This is a genomic window from Streptomyces kurssanovii, assembly GCF_040677245.1.
GTDB lineage: Bacteria > Actinomycetota > Actinomycetes > Streptomycetales > Streptomycetaceae > Streptomyces > Streptomyces kurssanovii.
In genome coordinates this window covers 36,755-52,051 of record NZ_JBFAQK010000030.1, presented here as the reverse complement: position 1 = coordinate 52,051, position 15,297 = coordinate 36,755, and the positions used below count along the sequence as shown (strand labels likewise).

General features: G+C 71.3%; 18 protein-coding genes. 9 read left to right on the top strand and 9 right to left on the bottom strand.

Annotation, left to right across the window (positions count from 1 at the left end; all coding sequences use genetic code 11):
* Window positions 1–18 precede the first annotated feature (18 nt).
* Complete coding sequence (locus AB0K36_RS21350) at window positions 19–756, bottom strand: hypothetical protein (RefSeq protein WP_364596641.1); 738 nt, start codon at window positions 754–756, stop codon at window positions 19–21.
* A gap of 217 nt (window positions 757–973) precedes the next feature.
* Here AB0K36_RS21350 and AB0K36_RS21345 point away from each other — a divergent pair, with 217 nt between their 5' ends.
* Entirely contained in the window at window positions 974–2,200 is a 1,227-nt protein-coding gene (locus tag AB0K36_RS21345) for a phosphorothioated DNA-binding restriction endonuclease family protein (protein WP_364596639.1), read from the top strand.
* A gap of 71 nt (window positions 2,201–2,271) precedes the next feature.
* Here AB0K36_RS21345 and AB0K36_RS21340 read toward each other — a convergent pair whose 3' ends face one another.
* Window positions 2,272–2,706, bottom strand: a complete 435-nt coding sequence (locus AB0K36_RS21340) for a VOC family protein (protein WP_364596636.1) — start codon at window positions 2,704–2,706, stop codon at window positions 2,272–2,274.
* Window positions 2,707–2,963: 257 nt separating this feature from the next.
* Here AB0K36_RS21340 and AB0K36_RS21335 point away from each other — a divergent pair, with 257 nt between their 5' ends.
* The 3 genes from AB0K36_RS21335 (at window position 2,964) to AB0K36_RS21325 (ending at window position 5,209) form a co-directional block, all read left to right on the top strand.
* Complete coding sequence (locus AB0K36_RS21335) at window positions 2,964–3,599, top strand: NADPH-dependent F420 reductase (protein WP_364596633.1); 636 nt, start codon at window positions 2,964–2,966, stop codon at window positions 3,597–3,599.
* 141 nt (window positions 3,600–3,740) lie between these two features.
* Complete coding sequence (locus tag AB0K36_RS21330) at window positions 3,741–4,151, top strand: four-helix bundle copper-binding protein (RefSeq protein WP_364596696.1); 411 nt, start codon at window positions 3,741–3,743, stop codon at window positions 4,149–4,151.
* Window positions 4,152–4,387: 236 nt separating this feature from the next.
* Window positions 4,388–5,209 (top strand): SAM-dependent methyltransferase, encoded by an 822-nt coding sequence (locus tag AB0K36_RS21325; protein WP_364596630.1) that lies wholly within the window; start codon window positions 4,388–4,390, stop codon window positions 5,207–5,209.
* A 104-nt stretch (window positions 5,210–5,313) separates the two neighbouring features.
* Here the strand turns inward: AB0K36_RS21325 and AB0K36_RS21320 are convergent, their stop codons facing one another.
* Window positions 5,314–6,051, bottom strand: coding sequence for a class I SAM-dependent methyltransferase (locus tag AB0K36_RS21320; RefSeq protein ID WP_364596627.1), 738 nt, complete (start codon window positions 6,049–6,051; stop codon window positions 5,314–5,316).
* Window positions 6,052–6,339: 288 nt separating this feature from the next.
* Between AB0K36_RS21320 and AB0K36_RS21315 the strand changes: the two genes are divergently transcribed.
* Window positions 6,340–7,122 carry a VOC family protein gene (locus AB0K36_RS21315; RefSeq protein WP_364596624.1) on the top strand — a complete coding sequence of 261 codons (783 nt, stop codon included), beginning with the start codon at window positions 6,340–6,342 and terminating at the stop codon, window positions 7,120–7,122.
* A gap of 149 nt (window positions 7,123–7,271) precedes the next feature.
* The gene (locus AB0K36_RS21310; RefSeq protein WP_364596621.1) at window positions 7,272–7,613 is read left to right on the top strand and encodes a hypothetical protein; all 342 of its coding nucleotides are present in this window, start codon (window positions 7,272–7,274) and stop codon (window positions 7,611–7,613) included.
* Window positions 7,614–7,689: 76 nt separating this feature from the next.
* Here the strand turns inward: AB0K36_RS21310 and AB0K36_RS21305 are convergent, their stop codons facing one another.
* The 3 genes from AB0K36_RS21305 to AB0K36_RS21295 all read right to left on the bottom strand — a co-directional run bounded on the left by AB0K36_RS21305 (window position 7,690) and on the right by AB0K36_RS21295 (window position 10,194).
* Window positions 7,690–8,499: a maleylpyruvate isomerase family mycothiol-dependent enzyme gene (locus tag AB0K36_RS21305; RefSeq protein ID WP_364596618.1), complete on the bottom strand. Its 810-nt coding sequence runs from the start codon at window positions 8,497–8,499 to the stop codon at window positions 7,690–7,692.
* Between the two features lie 181 nt (window positions 8,500–8,680).
* Entirely contained in the window at window positions 8,681–9,484 is an 804-nt protein-coding gene (locus AB0K36_RS21300; RefSeq protein ID WP_364596615.1) for a transglutaminase domain-containing protein, read from the bottom strand.
* A 122-nt stretch (window positions 9,485–9,606) separates the two neighbouring features.
* Window positions 9,607–10,194, bottom strand: coding sequence for a flavoprotein (locus tag AB0K36_RS21295; RefSeq protein ID WP_364596612.1), 588 nt, complete (start codon window positions 10,192–10,194; stop codon window positions 9,607–9,609).
* A gap of 68 nt (window positions 10,195–10,262) precedes the next feature.
* Here AB0K36_RS21295 and AB0K36_RS21290 point away from each other — a divergent pair, with 68 nt between their 5' ends.
* Together AB0K36_RS21290 and AB0K36_RS21285 are read left to right on the top strand one after the other, a co-directional pair.
* Window positions 10,263–10,781 (top strand): cytidine deaminase, encoded by a 519-nt coding sequence (locus tag AB0K36_RS21290; protein WP_364596609.1) that lies wholly within the window; start codon window positions 10,263–10,265, stop codon window positions 10,779–10,781.
* A 52-nt stretch (window positions 10,782–10,833) separates the two neighbouring features.
* Window positions 10,834–11,484, top strand: a complete 651-nt coding sequence (locus AB0K36_RS21285; protein ID WP_364596606.1) for a maltokinase N-terminal cap-like domain-containing protein — start codon at window positions 10,834–10,836, stop codon at window positions 11,482–11,484.
* Between the two features lie 138 nt (window positions 11,485–11,622).
* Here the strand turns inward: AB0K36_RS21285 and AB0K36_RS21280 are convergent, their stop codons facing one another.
* Together AB0K36_RS21280 and AB0K36_RS21275 are read right to left on the bottom strand one after the other, a co-directional pair.
* Entirely contained in the window at window positions 11,623–12,093 is a 471-nt protein-coding gene (locus AB0K36_RS21280; protein ID WP_364596603.1) for an ester cyclase, read from the bottom strand.
* Between the two features lie 211 nt (window positions 12,094–12,304).
* The gene (locus AB0K36_RS21275; RefSeq protein WP_435877899.1) at window positions 12,305–13,714 is read right to left on the bottom strand and encodes a phosphatase PAP2 family protein; all 1,410 of its coding nucleotides are present in this window, start codon (window positions 13,712–13,714) and stop codon (window positions 12,305–12,307) included.
* Window positions 13,715–14,224: 510 nt separating this feature from the next.
* On the opposite strand from AB0K36_RS21275, the gene AB0K36_RS21270 reads away from it, so the two are divergent.
* On the top strand, window positions 14,225–14,797 hold the full coding sequence (locus AB0K36_RS21270; protein ID WP_364596597.1) for a dihydrofolate reductase family protein: 573 nt from the start codon (window positions 14,225–14,227) through the stop codon (window positions 14,795–14,797).
* Between the two features lie 98 nt (window positions 14,798–14,895).
* Here the strand turns inward: AB0K36_RS21270 and AB0K36_RS21265 are convergent, their stop codons facing one another.
* Entirely contained in the window at window positions 14,896–15,291 is a 396-nt protein-coding gene (locus tag AB0K36_RS21265; RefSeq protein ID WP_364596594.1) for a hypothetical protein, read from the bottom strand.
* Window positions 15,292–15,297 lie beyond the last annotated feature (6 nt).

Here is a 15,297-nt window from a genome sequence, read left to right as displayed (position 1 = left end):
GGCCCGGCCGCCGGCGCTCTACGGCTCGGACAGATCCAGGGTCCAGTCGCCGTCGGCGGTCACATTCAGGTAGTACGGCCCGGCGCTGATCATCTGGGCGACGGCGGCGCCGTCGAACTCCCCTGTCTCGTTGAAGACGAGGTCCTGCGCCCTGCCCTTGGCGTCCAGCACCGTGACGGCGAAGTCGTTCCCGCCGCTGTGGGTCGCCCGCACGACCATCCTCTTGTCCGCCGCGAACGGCCCCTCGACCCGGTCCCCGCTGCCCGTGGAGCTCTGGGGCAGCTCCGCCGCCGGCCGGTCGCCGGGCTGCGTGATCTCCACGCTCCACGGAGCGTCCGCCTCGACCAGCAGAACGTGGTCGCCGCCCTGCACACCGGCGGCCCTGGACCCGCTGTACGCGCCGACCCGGTCGGCGACGACATCCTTGACCTGATGCTTGTCGTCGAGCAGCTCGACGATGAAGTCCGCCTTGCAGGACGGGCACTCCGCTCTCAGGACGGCCAGTCCACCGGTCAGCGCGAAAGGCTTCGTCACCTGGTCCCCCGTGCCGCTGAGCTCGATCGGCGGCGGAACTGACGGCGTCGGCTGCGCCACGCTCCGGCCTGCCGCCACTGCCGACGGCGGGTGACCGCCACCGCCTGCGGCCATGACCACGCCGACCATGACGACCAGGGCGACCACGGCCCGGGCCAGAACCACCCACCCACGCGCGCCCCAGCCCGACGCAGGCTCCCACGGTCCGTGCCGGTCCGCCATGCCCGACTCCTTCCCTCGACCGCCGACCCCACCTCCACGATCCGCCGCCCACCGCCCCCCGCAACTCGAACCGCTCCCGGCCATGGGACACGGGTCCGGCCGGCCCGGCCGCTCCCGCGCGGGCATGCGCGCACCGTGAACGGATCACTCCCCGACGTCACCCCACCCCCCGCCGGTGCCCGCCCTCGGTGTCGGTGCGCTCGACTACCGTTCCGGCATGGCGCTCACCGACATAGGACGGTCCCAAGTCCTCCAAGCCGTCGCGGAATTCGACGCGATCGGTCGGAACGCATTCCTGAAGCGGTACGGCTTCGGCCGGGCACGCGACTACTTCCTCGTGGTCGACGGAAAGCGCTACGACTCCAAGGCCGTCCTGGGGGCCGCTCACGGCTGTCTCCCCGGTCTGCAGCCGCTGCGCCCTGACGCCTTCTCCGGGGGCAAGGTGCACACGGTCAAGCTGCTCCGCGCCCTCGGTTTCGAGGTTTCGGACGCCTCACAGGTCTCCGGAGCCGCCATCGCGGCCGCTCCCGCTCACGAGGAATTCCTCCGACGCGTGCAGGGCCTGCGCGCGGCCCATGCTGCGAGCGGACCGCGCCTGTACCAGCCGATCACTTTGCTGTGGGCCATCGGCCGGGCGCGCCGGGGCGAGGCCCGCAGCCTCGCGTGGGCCGAGACCGACGAGGCGATCGGGGCTCTGCTGGAACGTCACGGGGTGCGAGGGGAGCGTCGGCGCCCGGACTACCCCGTTCTCGCTCTTCACCGCGCGGGTCTGTGGACACTCGAAGGCCACGTCGGTGAGGTGCCCACCGCACACGGCGACTCGGAGCTCAGGAGCTGGTTCGCCGAGCAGCGGCCCAGTGGCGGGCTGGCCCAGCCGTTCCACGACCTCGTGCACCGCTCGGGCCATGCCCGGATATCGGTGATCGAGGCCGTCCTCGCCAAGTATTTCGAGGGTCTCGACCCTGTTCCGCTGCTCGAGGACACCGGCCTGTGCGACGAAGGCGTCGCGGACGACTCGGAGCCTCGGGAGCCGGTCGTGGACGCGGCCGTGACAGCGGCGGCGCAGTACGAGAAGTGGTGCCGTCTTCTCGACGGCCGGGCGGAAGCCGGAGGCGTCCGGCGGAGAGCGAGCCTGCGAAACGATCCCGTACGGTCGGCCGTTGCCCGGCGGGCCGTGCTCGCACGGAGCCGGGGGCTGTGCGAGAACCCGGCCTGCGACGGCCAGCCCGCCGATGTGACGGACGCGGGCGCGCCGATCCTCGAGGTCGATCACATCATGGAGATCGCCAAGGGCGGCCCGGATCACCCGAGTGTGATGGCCGCTCTGTGCCCCAACTGCCACGCGGTCAGGACCAGAGGGCGGTCCCGGGAAGCCCTTCGTGCCACCCTGCTGGAGGTCGCGCTCGCCGCCCACCTGCGGCTGAAGCACTCGGCCGACGACTGAACGGCCCGCTTCTCAGCCCCGCGGCGCCGCAGCCGTCGGACTGATCGGACCGCTCCAGCCCTGTGGTCTTCCTACGCGGACGCCGCGGCAACGCAGAATTCGTTGCCCTCCGGGTCCGCCATCACGACGTGGTGCCCGTCGAACGTCTCCACGACGCTGCCGCCCGCCTCGACCAGCCGCCGCGACTCCGCCCGGACGCGGGCCCACCGCTCCTCCGGCGTGCCGTGGCCCGGTACGCGGACGTCGAGGTGGAGCCGGTTCTTCGCCGTCTTCGGCTCCGGCACCTTGAGGATCGACAGGCGCGGGCCGGTGCCGTCCGGGGCGCACAGCCATGCCCCGTCGTCCGCCGCGTCGTCCTCCGGCAGGTCGAACTGGGCGAGCCACTCCTCACGCGTCGTGTACGGAGCGGGCGGCGGCTCGTCGATGTACCCGAGGGCCGTCTTCCAGAAGGCGGCGAGGAGTCCCGCGTCGGCGCAGTCGAGGGTCAGGTCGAAGGTGGCTGTCATGCGGGCGACAGTAACGGCCGCCTACGACAACGCCTCCGGCGTTCCACAGCATCCGGCGGCCCCGGACCGGGCCGTTTCACGGCCCATGGCAGGGGCACCCGGCCGCCGATGGACCAGGACACGGACGGGAAGACCACGTCGACCTTCTGCGGGACCACCTGTGCCCGACCGCCCCGACCGCCCCGGCACCCCCGCCCCGCGCCCCCGACGCCGCGCGCGGCGGAACGTTGTGACGAGGACACCCTGAGGAGATTCCCATGAAGATCGGCATCATCGGCGCGGGCCGCGTCGGCTCGACCCTGGCCCGCCATTTCGTGCGCATCGGCCATGACGTGGTCATCAGCAACTCCAGGGGCCCGGAGACCCTCGCCGGGCTCGTCGAAGAGATCGGCGGCACCCTTCGGGCGGTCACGGTCGAGCAGGCCGCGACGTTCGGGCAGGTCGTCGTGGTCAGCATTCCGTACGGCCGGTACGAGGAACTGCCGGCGGACGCCCTCAAGGACAAGGTCGTGATCGACACCTGCAACTACTACGCGCAGCGCGACGGCCACGACGCCGAACTCGACGACGACCGCACCACCTCCAGCGAGAAGATCCGCGCCCACACGAACGCCAACGTGGTGAAGGCGTTCAACGCCATCCACTGGGAGAACCTCCGTGACCGCGGCCGGCCCAAGGGGGACCCCGGTCGGCTGGCCATCCCCATCTCCGGTACCGACACGGAGGCGAAGGCCGTGGTCGCCGGGCTGATCCGGGACATCGGCTTCGACCCGGTCGACGCCGGCGACATCGGGCGGGGCGGCCGCACTCACCAGCCCGGGGCGCGGCTGTACGGGGCCGAGCTGACCGCGGAGGAGGCGAACGACCTCCTCAGGGCAGGCGCCGCTACCTGAGCCCGGGAGCCGGCACCCGAGCGGCCTCCCAGCGGCATGCCCCCGCGGCACCGGCCCGCCCCGTTTGGGAGGCACGCGGCGTGCTACCCGTCCTGCACGCGCCGCCCGGGCGCCGAACACGACGAGGAGATCACGATGGCCATGACCGCGTCCGCGAAGGACATGCTGAACACCTATCCCGCCGACCTCGGCGGCGTCGACCAGGACGCCATGAGCCGCTGCATCGAGGCATGCACCGCCTGCGCGCAGGCGTGTACGGCCTGCGCCGACGCGTGCCTCTCCGAGGGCATGGTCGGCGACCTGACGAAGTGCATCCGCACCGACATGGACTGCGCCGACATCTGCACCGCCACCGCGGCCGTCCTGTCACGCCACACCGGCTACGACGCGAACATCACCCGCGCGATCGTGCAGGCGTGCGCCACGGCCTGCAAGGCGTGCGCGGACGAGTGCGCGAAGCACGCCGACATGCACGAGCACTGCCGTCTCTGCGCCGAGGCATGCCGGACCTGCGAACAGGCGTGCAACGAGCTGCTCGCCACTCTGGGGTGAGGCAACTCCACCGCCGTACAGGGGTGCTGAGGGGCCCGCGAACGCGGCCGCACGCGGACGCGCGATGAAGGCCGTGCTCCCAGGCCCGGCCGCCCGAGCCGCTGTCACCCGTAAACGCCCTGCGTGCGAGGCGAGTTGGACGCGAGGCGGGTCGCCAGGGAACGAGCCGTCACCCGGCCGATTGGTCTAGGTTAGGACCCGGTCGAGGAATCGTTTCGCGCCCAGGAGGCCCACTCGTGTCAGAACACGACCCCCAGCTCGCCGCCGCCGCGGACATACGCGCCCGGATCGACACGAGCAAGCCCCATTCCGCCCGTTTCTGGAACTACTTCGTCGGCGGCAAGGACCACTACGAGATCGACCGCGAGACCGGCGACCACATCAAGGACATCTTCCCGGGCCTCGTCGACGTGGCCCGCACGAGCCGCCAGTTCCTCGGTCGCGCGGTCCGGCACCTCGCGGGCGAGCAGGGCATCCGCCAGTTCCTCGACATCGGCACCGGCCTGCCCACCGCCGACAACACCCACGAGGTCGCGCAGCGCGTCGCGCCCGACTCGCGGATCGTGTACGTCGACAGCGACCCGCTCGTCCTGGCCCACGCCCGGGCCCTGCTCACCAGCACGCCCGAGGGCAGGACGGCGTACCTGGACGCCGATCTGTACGCCCCCGAGGAGATCCTCAAGGCCGCCGAGGGCACGCTGGACCTGTCCCGGCCGGTCGCGCTGATGATCCTCAACACCCTCGGCCACGTCGCCGACCACGACCGGGCACGGGATCTGGTCGACCGGCTCATGGCGGGTCTGCCGTCGGGCAGTTACCTCGTGATCAGCGACAGCACCTCCACCAGCGCGGGCATGATCGCGGCGTCCGAGGCGTACAACTCCAGTGGCGCGGTCCCGTACTACGTGCGCAGCGTCGACGAGATCGCCGCGTTCTTCGACGGCCTGGAGCTGGCGGAGCCCGGAGTCGTCCAGGTCACGCAGTGGCGCCCGGAGTCCGACGACGCGGCCGACGCGACGGCCGTGGACGCCTACGGCGCGGTGGGCCGCAAGCCGTAGCCCGGCGAGCGAGGACGCCGCCGTCCCAGGACCGGGGACGGCGGCGCCGCGTCCGCCCCGGGCGGACGGCCGTCGAGGGAAGGCGCCCCCTCGCCCGGCCGCCCTCAGGAAGATTTGCGGAACAGCGCCGACCAGAGGAAGGCCTTCCCGAAGCAGGGTGACTCGGCCGGTTCGTCGCGCATACGACGCAGCTCGACCTCCTCCAGGTCCGAGAAGATCCACCGCAGCGACTCGGGCGTGTAGGCGAGGCCGCCGTGCAGCCTTGACTGGCCGTAGAAGTCGGCGTCGGGCAGTTCGGACCCCATCGCACCAGAGGCGAAGCAGGTGAGCGCGAAGCGACCGCCGGGGGCGAGGACCCGGTCGAGCAACTGGAGGTAGCTGACGCGCCGGTGGGGCGGCAGATGGTGGAAGCAGCCCGAGTCGTAGACCAGGTCGTAGGGGCCGCCGAATTCGACCGGGTCGAGAGCGAAGGCGTCACCGCGGTGGAACCGGACCGCGCTTCCGGCCCCGGTCTCGCGGGCGCGTTCCTCGGCCCAGGAGATCGCGACCGGTGAGAGGTCGACGGCGTCCACCTGGAAGCCCAGCGAGGCGAGGTACAGGGCGTTGCGGCCGGGACCGCAGCCCAGATCGAGTGCCCGGCCCGGGGTGATCAGGCCGCTGTCGAGGTACGAGACCAGGTTCTCGTCGGGCTTCGCGACGAAGAACGGCACCGGCTTGGAACGGTCGCCGTAGAAGCCGTCCCACCAGTCGGCCGCACCCTCGGTCCAGCGGTCGGCCTCCGGCGCGAACAGTCCGTCCAGAAGCTTCATGACGTCGTCGACCGTACGTATGTCCCGGTCCATCAGGACCCCCTTTCAACGATGGTCGAACGCTACGGCCGAACGGCGCAGAAGCCCAGCTCAGGGCCGGTTCGAGCGGTCCTGGGAAAGCCGCTGGACGGATGCTCGCCGGGCTGCCGGCCAGGCGGTCGAGCCCTGCCCCGTACGGCGCGCACACGTCGCCCGGCGACCCCGCCGAAGCCGCTGAGGACGGCAAGGCGGGCGGGGCCGGAGCGGGTTTCCAAGGCGGCACGGCGCGAAGTCCGGCCCGTCCCCGTAGCGCGGCTAGTCAACTTTGACTACTCTCGGGGAATGACCGAGAAGACCATCCCCCTGCTCCCCTGCCACGCGATTCAGCCCGTGGTCGACTTCTATACGGCGCTGGGTTTCCGGACGACCTTCTTCCAGAAGAGCCCTTACCCGTACGCGGTCGTGGAACGAGGCCCGGTGCAACTGCAGTTCTTCACCATGAAGGGCTACAACCCCGCGGAGTCCTACTCCGGCTGCTACCTCGTCACGGACGACGTCGACAGCCTCTACGCCGCCTTCCGCGGCGGCCTCAAGGCCGCCTACGGAAAGATCCCCGGACGCGGGCTGCCGCGGATAGGGCCGCTGAAGGACATGTCCTACGGGATGCGGCAGTTCCTGATGACCGACCCCGGCGGCAACAGCATCCGCGTCGGCCAGGAGATCGAGGAAGTCCGCATCCAGGAACAGGACGGGACCCACGACGCGCACCAGAACGGGGACCACGCCGGGAAGCAGGGCACTGAGCCGGGCGGTGGCCACCAGCAGCCGATCACCGAAGGACGGTTCGCGCGGGCGCTGCGCACCGCAGACCTCTTCGTCGACTCGAAGCAGGACCTGCCGGGCGCCGCGAAGATCATCGACCACGCCCTGCGAGCCGACGGCGAGCGTCCTACTCCCCCGCAGCTCCTGCGCCTGCTGGTGCTGCGCGCGGACGTCGCGCACCGGCTCGGCGACGAGGAGACGGCGGAACGCATGCTGGCACGGGCCGCCGGGCTCGAGCTCGACGCGGACGAGCGGGCCTCCGCCCGGGACGCCCTCGCACGTCTCACCGAGCTCCTGTCCTGACCGTCCCCGGCCGGCGTCCGGGCGGCGGGTCCGGGCGCTGCCCCGGGCAGGGGTCGTACCCCCGGCCGGCCGCTCCCCGGATGCCCCCGGCCCGGTGAGACGGCAAGGTGGCCTTCGCCAGGACCTTCCCGACCGGACGAGGAGCGCTCGTGTCCGTGACCCCTTACCGGCATGCCGCCGTCGCTGCCGGGACCGTGCTCCTCGCCCTCACCGCCGCGGGATGCTCCGGCCTCGACCGCACCGCCGTGGGCACGTTCACCTACGAGAGCGGACACGAACACCACACGACGGTCACCAGCCCCAAGGTCACCGGCTGCCACCACTTCGAGCACCCGGGCGCGGTCGCGGTCGAGAACGAGACGGAGACCGACGCCATCGTCTACCCGACGGACGACTGCTCCGGCGGCGAGTCGATCTACATTCCGTCGATGACGTCCGACGTCCCGGCGCCGGGCGCGGGCCCCTGGCTGAGCTACAGCTTCGTCCACTAGCCGCGGGCCCGCCGACGCGCAGCCCGCCTGCTCGCCCTCACCGGCGCCGGCCCGACCCGAAGCCCTCAGAGGGGGCTCAGAAGGGGACCCGGGCCGCGTCGAGGGCCGCAGCGGCGTCCTCGTCCCCCTCGTACACCAGCTCGCCGCGCGCGGGGCGCCCCGACAGATGCCGGGCGAAGGCGATCGCGTCCGCCCGCAGGATCACGGCCGGCGGGCCGCTGCCCAGGCGATGACGGCCACCGGCAGGGCCCGAGAGTTCCAGCAGGCACGGCGGACCGGTCCAGCCGAGCGCCAGGTCCAGCACGATCTGGTTCACGATCTCGCGGTCATGATCGTCGAGCACCAGGCCGACCCCGGTGGCGTCGCTGATGTCCACGCGGTGCATCCACGTGTCGCGGGCGATCAGGACATTGTTCATGTACTCCATCGAGTCCTCGGGGAGGGCCTTCCCCTCGGGAAAGATCAGGCTGAGCCGCACCCGCTTGCGGACCGGGGCGGGCATACGGCGCAGGGAGCGGGCACCCCGAGGCGCGACGCGGGCGAACTCGGCGGTCAGTTCCGGACCCGGCACGTCACCACGCTCCTCGACCTGGCGCGCGTTGTGACTGTCGAGCGGACCGAGGCCGGGGTGCGCCTGCCGGCCGCGCCGTTTCCGGCTGATCATGAGCCAGGGCTTGGGCAGTTCCTCGTACTGCCCGACCTCGTGAGCGACCATGTCGCGTACCGTCCAGCCCGTGCAGGCCGTGGGCCGGGACCAGGCCTCGTCCTCGGTGCCGAGAGCGCGCATCGCGGCGAGCGAGGCCCGTATCTCCGCCTCGTTCACCTCGCGTGCCCGTGCGGCGGAGGTCCGGGGGATCTCCCGCGCGGAGACGGTCGGTGTGGCCATGGCGCACCTCCTCGTGCCCCCGCTCCCAGGCTACGCCCGGCCTCCGGACCCTCGACCCGCCAGGCCGCCGCGCCGCTCGCGTACGGCTGCGTACCGCTCTCGCGTCCTGCTGCCGGGTCCGGCCGGCGCGTACCGCTGACCGCCGGCGTGCCTGTACCGGCACGGATCCGCCGCGGTAGCGCTATGCGCCGGCCGCGCGCCGGCCGAGGACGGGTTCGGCCAGCAGCCTGGCCGTCCCGCAGAGCGTCTGGCCGTGCCGGGCGAAGAGTTCGTCGCGCGAGTCGAAGTGACCGAGGTCCGCGAGGACATGCGCCGAGAGGTCGCAGGGCGCACCGGTGGACGGGCAGGCCGTCGCCCCGTCCCAGTCGATCGCCGTCCTGGACAGGGCCTCGAAGAGCGTCTCCGAGTCGGCGTTGGTGAAGCCGCCGCCCGGATCGGCGCTCAACTCGCCCAGATCACCGAAGAGTTCGGAGACCGTCAGCCATGGCGCCGCGGGGTGCCCGTCCGACGAGAGGCCGTCGATCCGGAACTCCGGCCATGCGAGGAGGACCTGGTCGGGGACGATCCGGTGCAGCCGGGGAAAGCGCGGATACCAGAACGTTCCGTCGACCACGAGTCCGCGTACCCGTGTGGCGACCCCGGACGCCCGCGCGACGGACTCCAGGACGGCCAGTCGCTGGCTGCAGGAGCCCCGGCCGCGGCGCAGGACCTCCGACACGGGCCGCTCGTCCCGCACCGAATACACGGGGCGTACGGCTGCGGCGATCCACCGGTGGGCCGTCCGCAGGGCCTGCACCCGGTGCGCGGCGGCGTTCTCCGGGTCCGATGCGGTCGTCGCCCCGAGGCCGCGGACGAGCATGGCGACGCGGGGGTGACGCCAGTCGAGGATCCGGGTCGGCTCCGTGCTGCCCGCGGCGATCCCCATGGGGGCCGCATGCACACGGACACGGTCACGGCCTCGCGGCCGGAGAATCGAGCTCGTCATCCGACGACGTCCTTTCGTCCGGCGCCGGAGTCTCGATGGCCGGCCGGAGACATCGTGACAGAGTTTTTGAACGCGCTCAACTACGTCCGCCGCAGCCCGCCCGGCCCCACGCCCCAGGCCGGCTACGACCGCCCGGCGGCGACCTGCGCACCCACGACGTCCAGCGCCGCTCCCCACGGGTACACGCCCACCCGTTCCCGGCCTTGCCCCTGCCCGTTCCCCTGGACCTGGCCCGGCTCGTGCGGGGCGGGGCCGTCCTCGCCGTAGCCGTACAGGACCGATACGCCGGCCGAACGCAGCGTCTCCACAGACCTTTCGAACTGCGGGTGCCGGGCGAACGCCGCGTTCACACAGGGCACCGCCACCGTCGGGACGCCCCTGCCGATCGCCTCCGCGGCGGCTCCCACAACGAACGAAGAGGTCAGACCCAGGGCCCATGCGTTGAGGCTGTTGAACGTCACCGGCGCGAACAGGACAGCGTCGGCCGACGGCCAGATCTCCGGCTCTCCGGGCCGGTCGTAGGCGAACCGGACAGGATGGCCGGTGAGCACCGCCAGGCCGTCGAGGCTGGGCTCCAGCCAGCGCGCCGCGTCGGGCGTCAGGCCGAGACATACGTCCCACCCGCCGGCCTGCGCCTGCTCGATCACCTGGGCGACGTCGAACACGGGAGGCGCGGCGGAGCAGAAAAGATGCAGAGTCGTCCTCGTCATGAGCTCCATCCGATCACACGCCTCCCCACGTCCAGGAGCGCAATTCCGTACACCCCCGGGATCGCTTCATGATCTTCACCACCTCCATGACCGGACGGCATGCCAGGATGCGCGGTATGGACGTGGAACCGGACCTGGAACCGGCACTGGATCAAAGGCTCGTCGACGCGGCGCTCGCACAACTGAACCGCCGGTGGCCCGCCGACGAGCCGGGCGGGGCCGCCGCGCTCCGTCTGGACGACGGCGAGATACTCACCAGCGTCGGACTCGACAACCTGAACGGCGGGGTGTCGCTCTGCCACGAGACCGGCGCGATCTGCCGGGCGTACACGCTGAACCGGCGGGTCACCGCGTCGGTCTGCGTCTACCGGGACCCGGAACGGGACCGGATACTGATCCTGCCGCCGTGCGGCATCTGCCAAGAACGCCTCGCCATGTGGGGCCCCGAGGTCCAGGTCGCGGTCCCCGACAACGGGTCGGCGACGGGGTGGGCCGCCCGTACCCTCCGGGACGTCAACCCGTACTACTGGGGTGCGCAGTTCACGGACGACGGCATGTGGCCGTCCCAGGAGTCCCACTCCGAATAGGCGTTGCCGTCGGTAGGGGAATCCGCGGCCGTCACCTGATCGTTCAGGTGGCATGGCTGTCATCCACCGCACCACCATGACCCCCGGCAAGCTGGAACTCCTCGCCGCCTGGCTGCCCTCGCGGCCCTGGTACGAGGGCACGGCGAGCCGGCCCGAACTCTCGAAGGCCGGCGGATTCCGCCTGGACGACCCCAAGGGGGAGGTGGGCATCGAGTTCATGGTGGTCACCGACACCTCCGGCGACCGGCCGTTCTCGTACCACGTACCTCTCAGCTACCACGGGGCACCGCTCGAGGGAGCCGCCGAGGCCGCTCTCATCGGCACGTCCGAACACGGCGTCCTGGGCAGGCGCTGGGTGTACGACGGGACTCATGACCCGGTCCTCGTCGAGCAGTTGCTCGCTCTTGTCGCGGGCGACGCCGAGCCGCAGGCGCAGAGCGTGAGCGACACGCCCGACCTCTCGGTCACCGCGCACCTCACCGGAGCCCCGCTCCCGACCACGGTCACACCGACGCCGGTCACCGACGACGAGCACGGGACGCACCTCGCGGTGGCCCCCGGCCTGACCCTCCACGTGACCCGCCGCCTCGACGCCGCTGCTCCGACGCCGGACGCGAGGGGCCACGTCACCGCGAGCTGGCACACCCCGGACGGCACCGGCAACCGCGCCCGGTTCGCCGTCCTCACCGACACAACTCCCTGACGCCCGGGGCAAGCGCCGGCCGCCTCCCGCGCCACGCGGCCGGCGCACCTCGGGACGTGGCCTCTTCGGGCCCTAGGCCCCCTGGCCCGCTCTTCCGGATCGCTACCGGCGGTGATCCCGCACAACTCCGCCGCTACGTCATAGCTGTCGGCCCGCGCGGGCCTTCGCGGCCACCCGGATCTGCTCGGTGTTCAACCCGGCCTGCTCGGTGAGCGTTGCGAGGTCGAAGTAGATCGTCTCGCCGGCCATCAGGTCGCCCTTGAACGGGACGACATTGGCGAATTGCACGGCAAAGGATCCACCGCTCGGAGGTACGCCCAGCCAGGCGCCCCCGCTCGTCCCGCGCAACGTGCCCCAGACCACGAGAACGTCGTCCCCGAAGGCGATGCCCTGGTCATCGGGGCTGAGATCGGGAAATGCCGTGAAGTACCCCACGTAGGCGGCCCGGGCCGCGTCCTTGCCCTCGCTCCGCAGGCCGAGCGGCACCGTCTCGAGGAAGCAGTCCTCGGCGAACGTGGCGAGGACGGCGTCATAGTCCCGGGCGGCTTCAGCCTCACGGTGGGCCTCGAAAAGACGGAGCATCGCGTCGCGGTCCATGCTGCCCTCCATGCTCGAGGGTCTCCTTCCAGCGTATGGCCGTGACCTGCGTGGCGCCTGACGACACCGCCCCTCGGTGTTCCGGGTGACGCTGCTGGACCCGACCGGCACACGGTGGCCCCGGCATCGACGTGAAGGCCCCTCGCCATGCTCGGCGAGGGGCCTTCACGCGCCGACGGGCGCGGACGGTTTCGAACCGCCGGCGTGTGCTCGTGATCGGTCCTCAGCTCTGGCCGGCTCGGTCGGCGGCGACCACAGCTTCCGCACCTGACTCGACCAGTTCGGGCTTCGGCGCCCGTCGCGGTGCGGGCAGGTGCACCGACGCGGCCTTCCGGTCCCACAGTGCGGTGGTCCGTGCGTAGCCGTAGACCACCGACGTCGTCGCCAGGACGAGCAGCGGACCGAACACCCACGGATGTTCGGCCATCTCCACCGACAGATAGCGGTACGACACCAGGAGCGCGGCGAAGACCACCGTGCCGTGGACGACCAGTTGGACACCCGACCGGTCCCAGCCGCGGTCGAGCGCGCGCAGAGCCGTCTCGATCGTGAGCGTGAAGACCACACCGGCGATGATGTCCGCGCCGTAGTGGTAGCCGAAGCCGAGCGTTGCGCCGAGCGTGGCGATCAGCCAGAAGGCGCCCAGGCAGCGCAGAGCCCACGGACCCTTGAGGGAGTGGATGAAGATCGCCGTGGCCCACGCCGTGTGCAGACTGGGCATGCAATTACGCGGAGGGGTCCCGTCGAAGAGCATCGGCTGTGGGGTGCCGACCGGTGGTGGCGTGTGCGGCCACAGGTCGGCCACCGCCCAGGCTCCGCCTTCGGCGCCGTAGACGAAGATCGGTCCGACCACCGGGAAGATCATGTAGATGCCCGGCCCGAGCAGGCCGATGGCCAGAAACGTACGCACCAGATGATGCCCCGGGAAGCGGCGCTCCACCGCCACGTTGCGCAGCTGGTACAGCGCGACGGCAACCGCGGCCACCGCGAGCTGGATGTAGACCCATTCGAGGATGTGGGCGCCGACCGGTCCGGTGGCCTCGACGATCCGGCCGACCACCCACGACGGGTCGCCCAGCGCGCGGTCGGCGGTCGCCACGTACTGGTCGAGCACCGTCGGGCGCGTCTCCGACGTGATCAGCAGCCAGGTGTAGCCGGTCTTGCGGCCGGCCACCAGCAGCAGGGCCAGGCCGACGCCCTTGAGCAGCAGGGCGCGGTCACGGCCGGTGCGGCGCGTGAGGGCGATGACGGCGCAGGCCAACGTCACCCACAACGCGCCGTTGCCGAACATCATCTTGGCGTCGACGATCCACCGCACGAGCCAGAAGACAGCGTCGATGCCGATCGCGGCGCCCAGCGCGATGAACCGCTGTCGCCACGGGAGCACCACCAGCATCAACGCCATGCTGACGTACAGCACGGTCCCCGACTTGGGGGCGAATATCACCTCTCGCGCCTGGTCGGTGATCGGCCCCTGCTCACCGTACCGACGCGCGGCGATCTCCAGTGCGATGAGGAATCCGAGGCCTATCGCACTCACCGCGACCCACAGCAAGACGCGTGGCTGACGCCATGCATCGAACCGAGGGCTGCCGCCTCGCCGCGAAGACCCTCGCGCTAGTGTGGATATCAATTTTTCAACCGATTTGTGATATTTTGACATGATCGTTATTAGCTCGAACATGCTAGCGGAAAAGTGGGTTTCGCTCATCACACGCGACCCAATTCCAGCGATCGGCTCTCCCTTTGCCCGCAGCCTCAGCTACGACCACGTCTCTCAGTAGCGCGTCGCGGCGGCCCGGGGTCGAGGCGGCGTAGTCGCCCCCGCCGGGCCCGAGGGACGCCTGCCGCGTTCCATGCCCGGACCTGTGCGCGCCGACTGCGGCGCTGCGAGCCCCGGTCCACGTGGCTCGTCCGGTCCATGAGGGCGGCGGAGTTTCAAGGACGCGTGACCGACATCGGCTCGTCAGGGTGACGTCGGGGTGTCGGACGGGGCGTGCCGGTTCGGGCCGGGAAACCGTTGAGGACGTGGGGCTGGTACCGGAGTTGTCTGTTGCCGTCTCTCGGCGCCCCGGCCGGAGTCGACCGCACGAAGAAGCACCGGCACCGGACAACGGCGCCGATGGAGCGAAGGAGGCCCGCGATGAGCAAGGTCGTGCTGGACGTATCGATGTCCCTGGACGGGTTCACGGCCGGACCGAACGTCCGGGACGAAGAACCCATGGGGGACGGCGGTGAACAGCTGCACGAGTGGATGGCCGGGAAGGGGCCGGACGGCGGAGTGGACATCGGCATCCGCCAGGAACTGGACGCGTCGGTAGGGGCCACCGTCATCGGACGACGCACCTTCGACTTCGGCCTGGGCCCGTGGGGAGGCACGCCGTGGCCTGGCGTCCCCAGCTTCGTGGTCACCCATCGGACCAGGGAGGACCTCCTCGGCGACAACGGCGGAACGTTCGCCTTCGACGGGCTGCAGGCCGCAGCCCGGCGTGCCAAGGAAGCCGCGGGGGACAAAGACGTCCTCGTCCTTGGCGCCGCCGTCGCCCGGCAACTGCTCAGGGCGGGCCTGCTCGACGAGGTGCGCATCCACCTCGTCCCCCTGCTGATGGGAGAGGGCACGCCCCTGTTCGCCGGGGAGCGGGCCGAGCTGATCCCCCAGGGGGAACCCGTCGCGGGATCCGTGACCCACCTGCGCTACAGCGTCCCGAAGCCCTGACGCCCCCCTTGGGGGTGGCGGCGGACATGCCTTTCGTGAGGTCGATCGGCCCCCGCTTCTTGCGTACCTGCCGCCAGGTGTGTACACCTCGTCGGCCGTCAGGTCCGGCTCTCGGCCCGGTTCCTCGACGCTGCGTACGCTCGCTCGACCTCGCCCAGATACTGCGCCAGGCCGAAGCGGACTTCCTCGACAGGTCGGCCGTCGGCGCCCGGGTACATCAGGTCGGACCAGACGACCGTCCCGCCCCGGAGCTCGACCCGGATGGCCAACCTCTCCGGCCCTGGCTCGGGCCGTCCCTGGGCCGCCACATCCACCGTGCACGGCGTATCCGTCGGATACAGCGGCCCGCCTGGGCGGAGCAGTCGAGCCGGATCGAGGCCGGCCATTCTGCTGTCGCTGCGCGCGACCACGTCGAGGCCGTCGACGAAGAGGTACGTGTGAACGGCCGCACACGCCGGCGGCCCAGGACACGCGTTGATGAGCAGCGTGCTCACCGTGCT

Bases quoted from the DNA above. Each gene is read 5' to 3' on its own strand.
- AB0K36_RS21350 (WP_364596641.1), bottom strand. From the start codon at position 756: ATGGCGGACCGGCACGGACCGTGGGAGCCTGCGTCGGGCTGGGGCGCG.
- AB0K36_RS21345 (WP_364596639.1), top strand. From the start codon at position 974: ATGGCGCTCACCGACATAGGACGGTCCCAAGTCCTCCAAGCCGTCGCG.
- AB0K36_RS21340 (WP_364596636.1), bottom strand. From the start codon at position 2,706: ATGACAGCCACCTTCGACCTGACCCTCGACTGCGCCGACGCGGGACTC.
- AB0K36_RS21335 (WP_364596633.1), top strand. From the start codon at position 2,964: ATGAAGATCGGCATCATCGGCGCGGGCCGCGTCGGCTCGACCCTGGCC.
- AB0K36_RS21330 (WP_364596696.1), top strand. From the start codon at position 3,741: ATGACCGCGTCCGCGAAGGACATGCTGAACACCTATCCCGCCGACCTC.
- AB0K36_RS21320 (WP_364596627.1), bottom strand. From the start codon at position 6,051: ATGGACCGGGACATACGTACGGTCGACGACGTCATGAAGCTTCTGGAC.
- AB0K36_RS21315 (WP_364596624.1), top strand. From the start codon at position 6,340: ATGACCGAGAAGACCATCCCCCTGCTCCCCTGCCACGCGATTCAGCCC.
- AB0K36_RS21305 (WP_364596618.1), bottom strand. From the start codon at position 8,499: ATGGCCACACCGACCGTCTCCGCGCGGGAGATCCCCCGGACCTCCGCC.
- AB0K36_RS21300 (WP_364596615.1), bottom strand. From the start codon at position 9,484: ATGACGAGCTCGATTCTCCGGCCGCGAGGCCGTGACCGTGTCCGTGTG.
- AB0K36_RS21295 (WP_364596612.1), bottom strand. From the start codon at position 10,194: ATGACGAGGACGACTCTGCATCTTTTCTGCTCCGCCGCGCCTCCCGTG.
- AB0K36_RS21290 (WP_364596609.1), top strand. From the start codon at position 10,263: ATGATCTTCACCACCTCCATGACCGGACGGCATGCCAGGATGCGCGGT.
- AB0K36_RS21285 (WP_364596606.1), top strand. From the start codon at position 10,834: ATGGCTGTCATCCACCGCACCACCATGACCCCCGGCAAGCTGGAACTC.
- AB0K36_RS21280 (WP_364596603.1), bottom strand. From the start codon at position 12,093: ATGGAGGGCAGCATGGACCGCGACGCGATGCTCCGTCTTTTCGAGGCC.
- AB0K36_RS21270 (WP_364596597.1), top strand. From the start codon at position 14,225: ATGAGCAAGGTCGTGCTGGACGTATCGATGTCCCTGGACGGGTTCACG.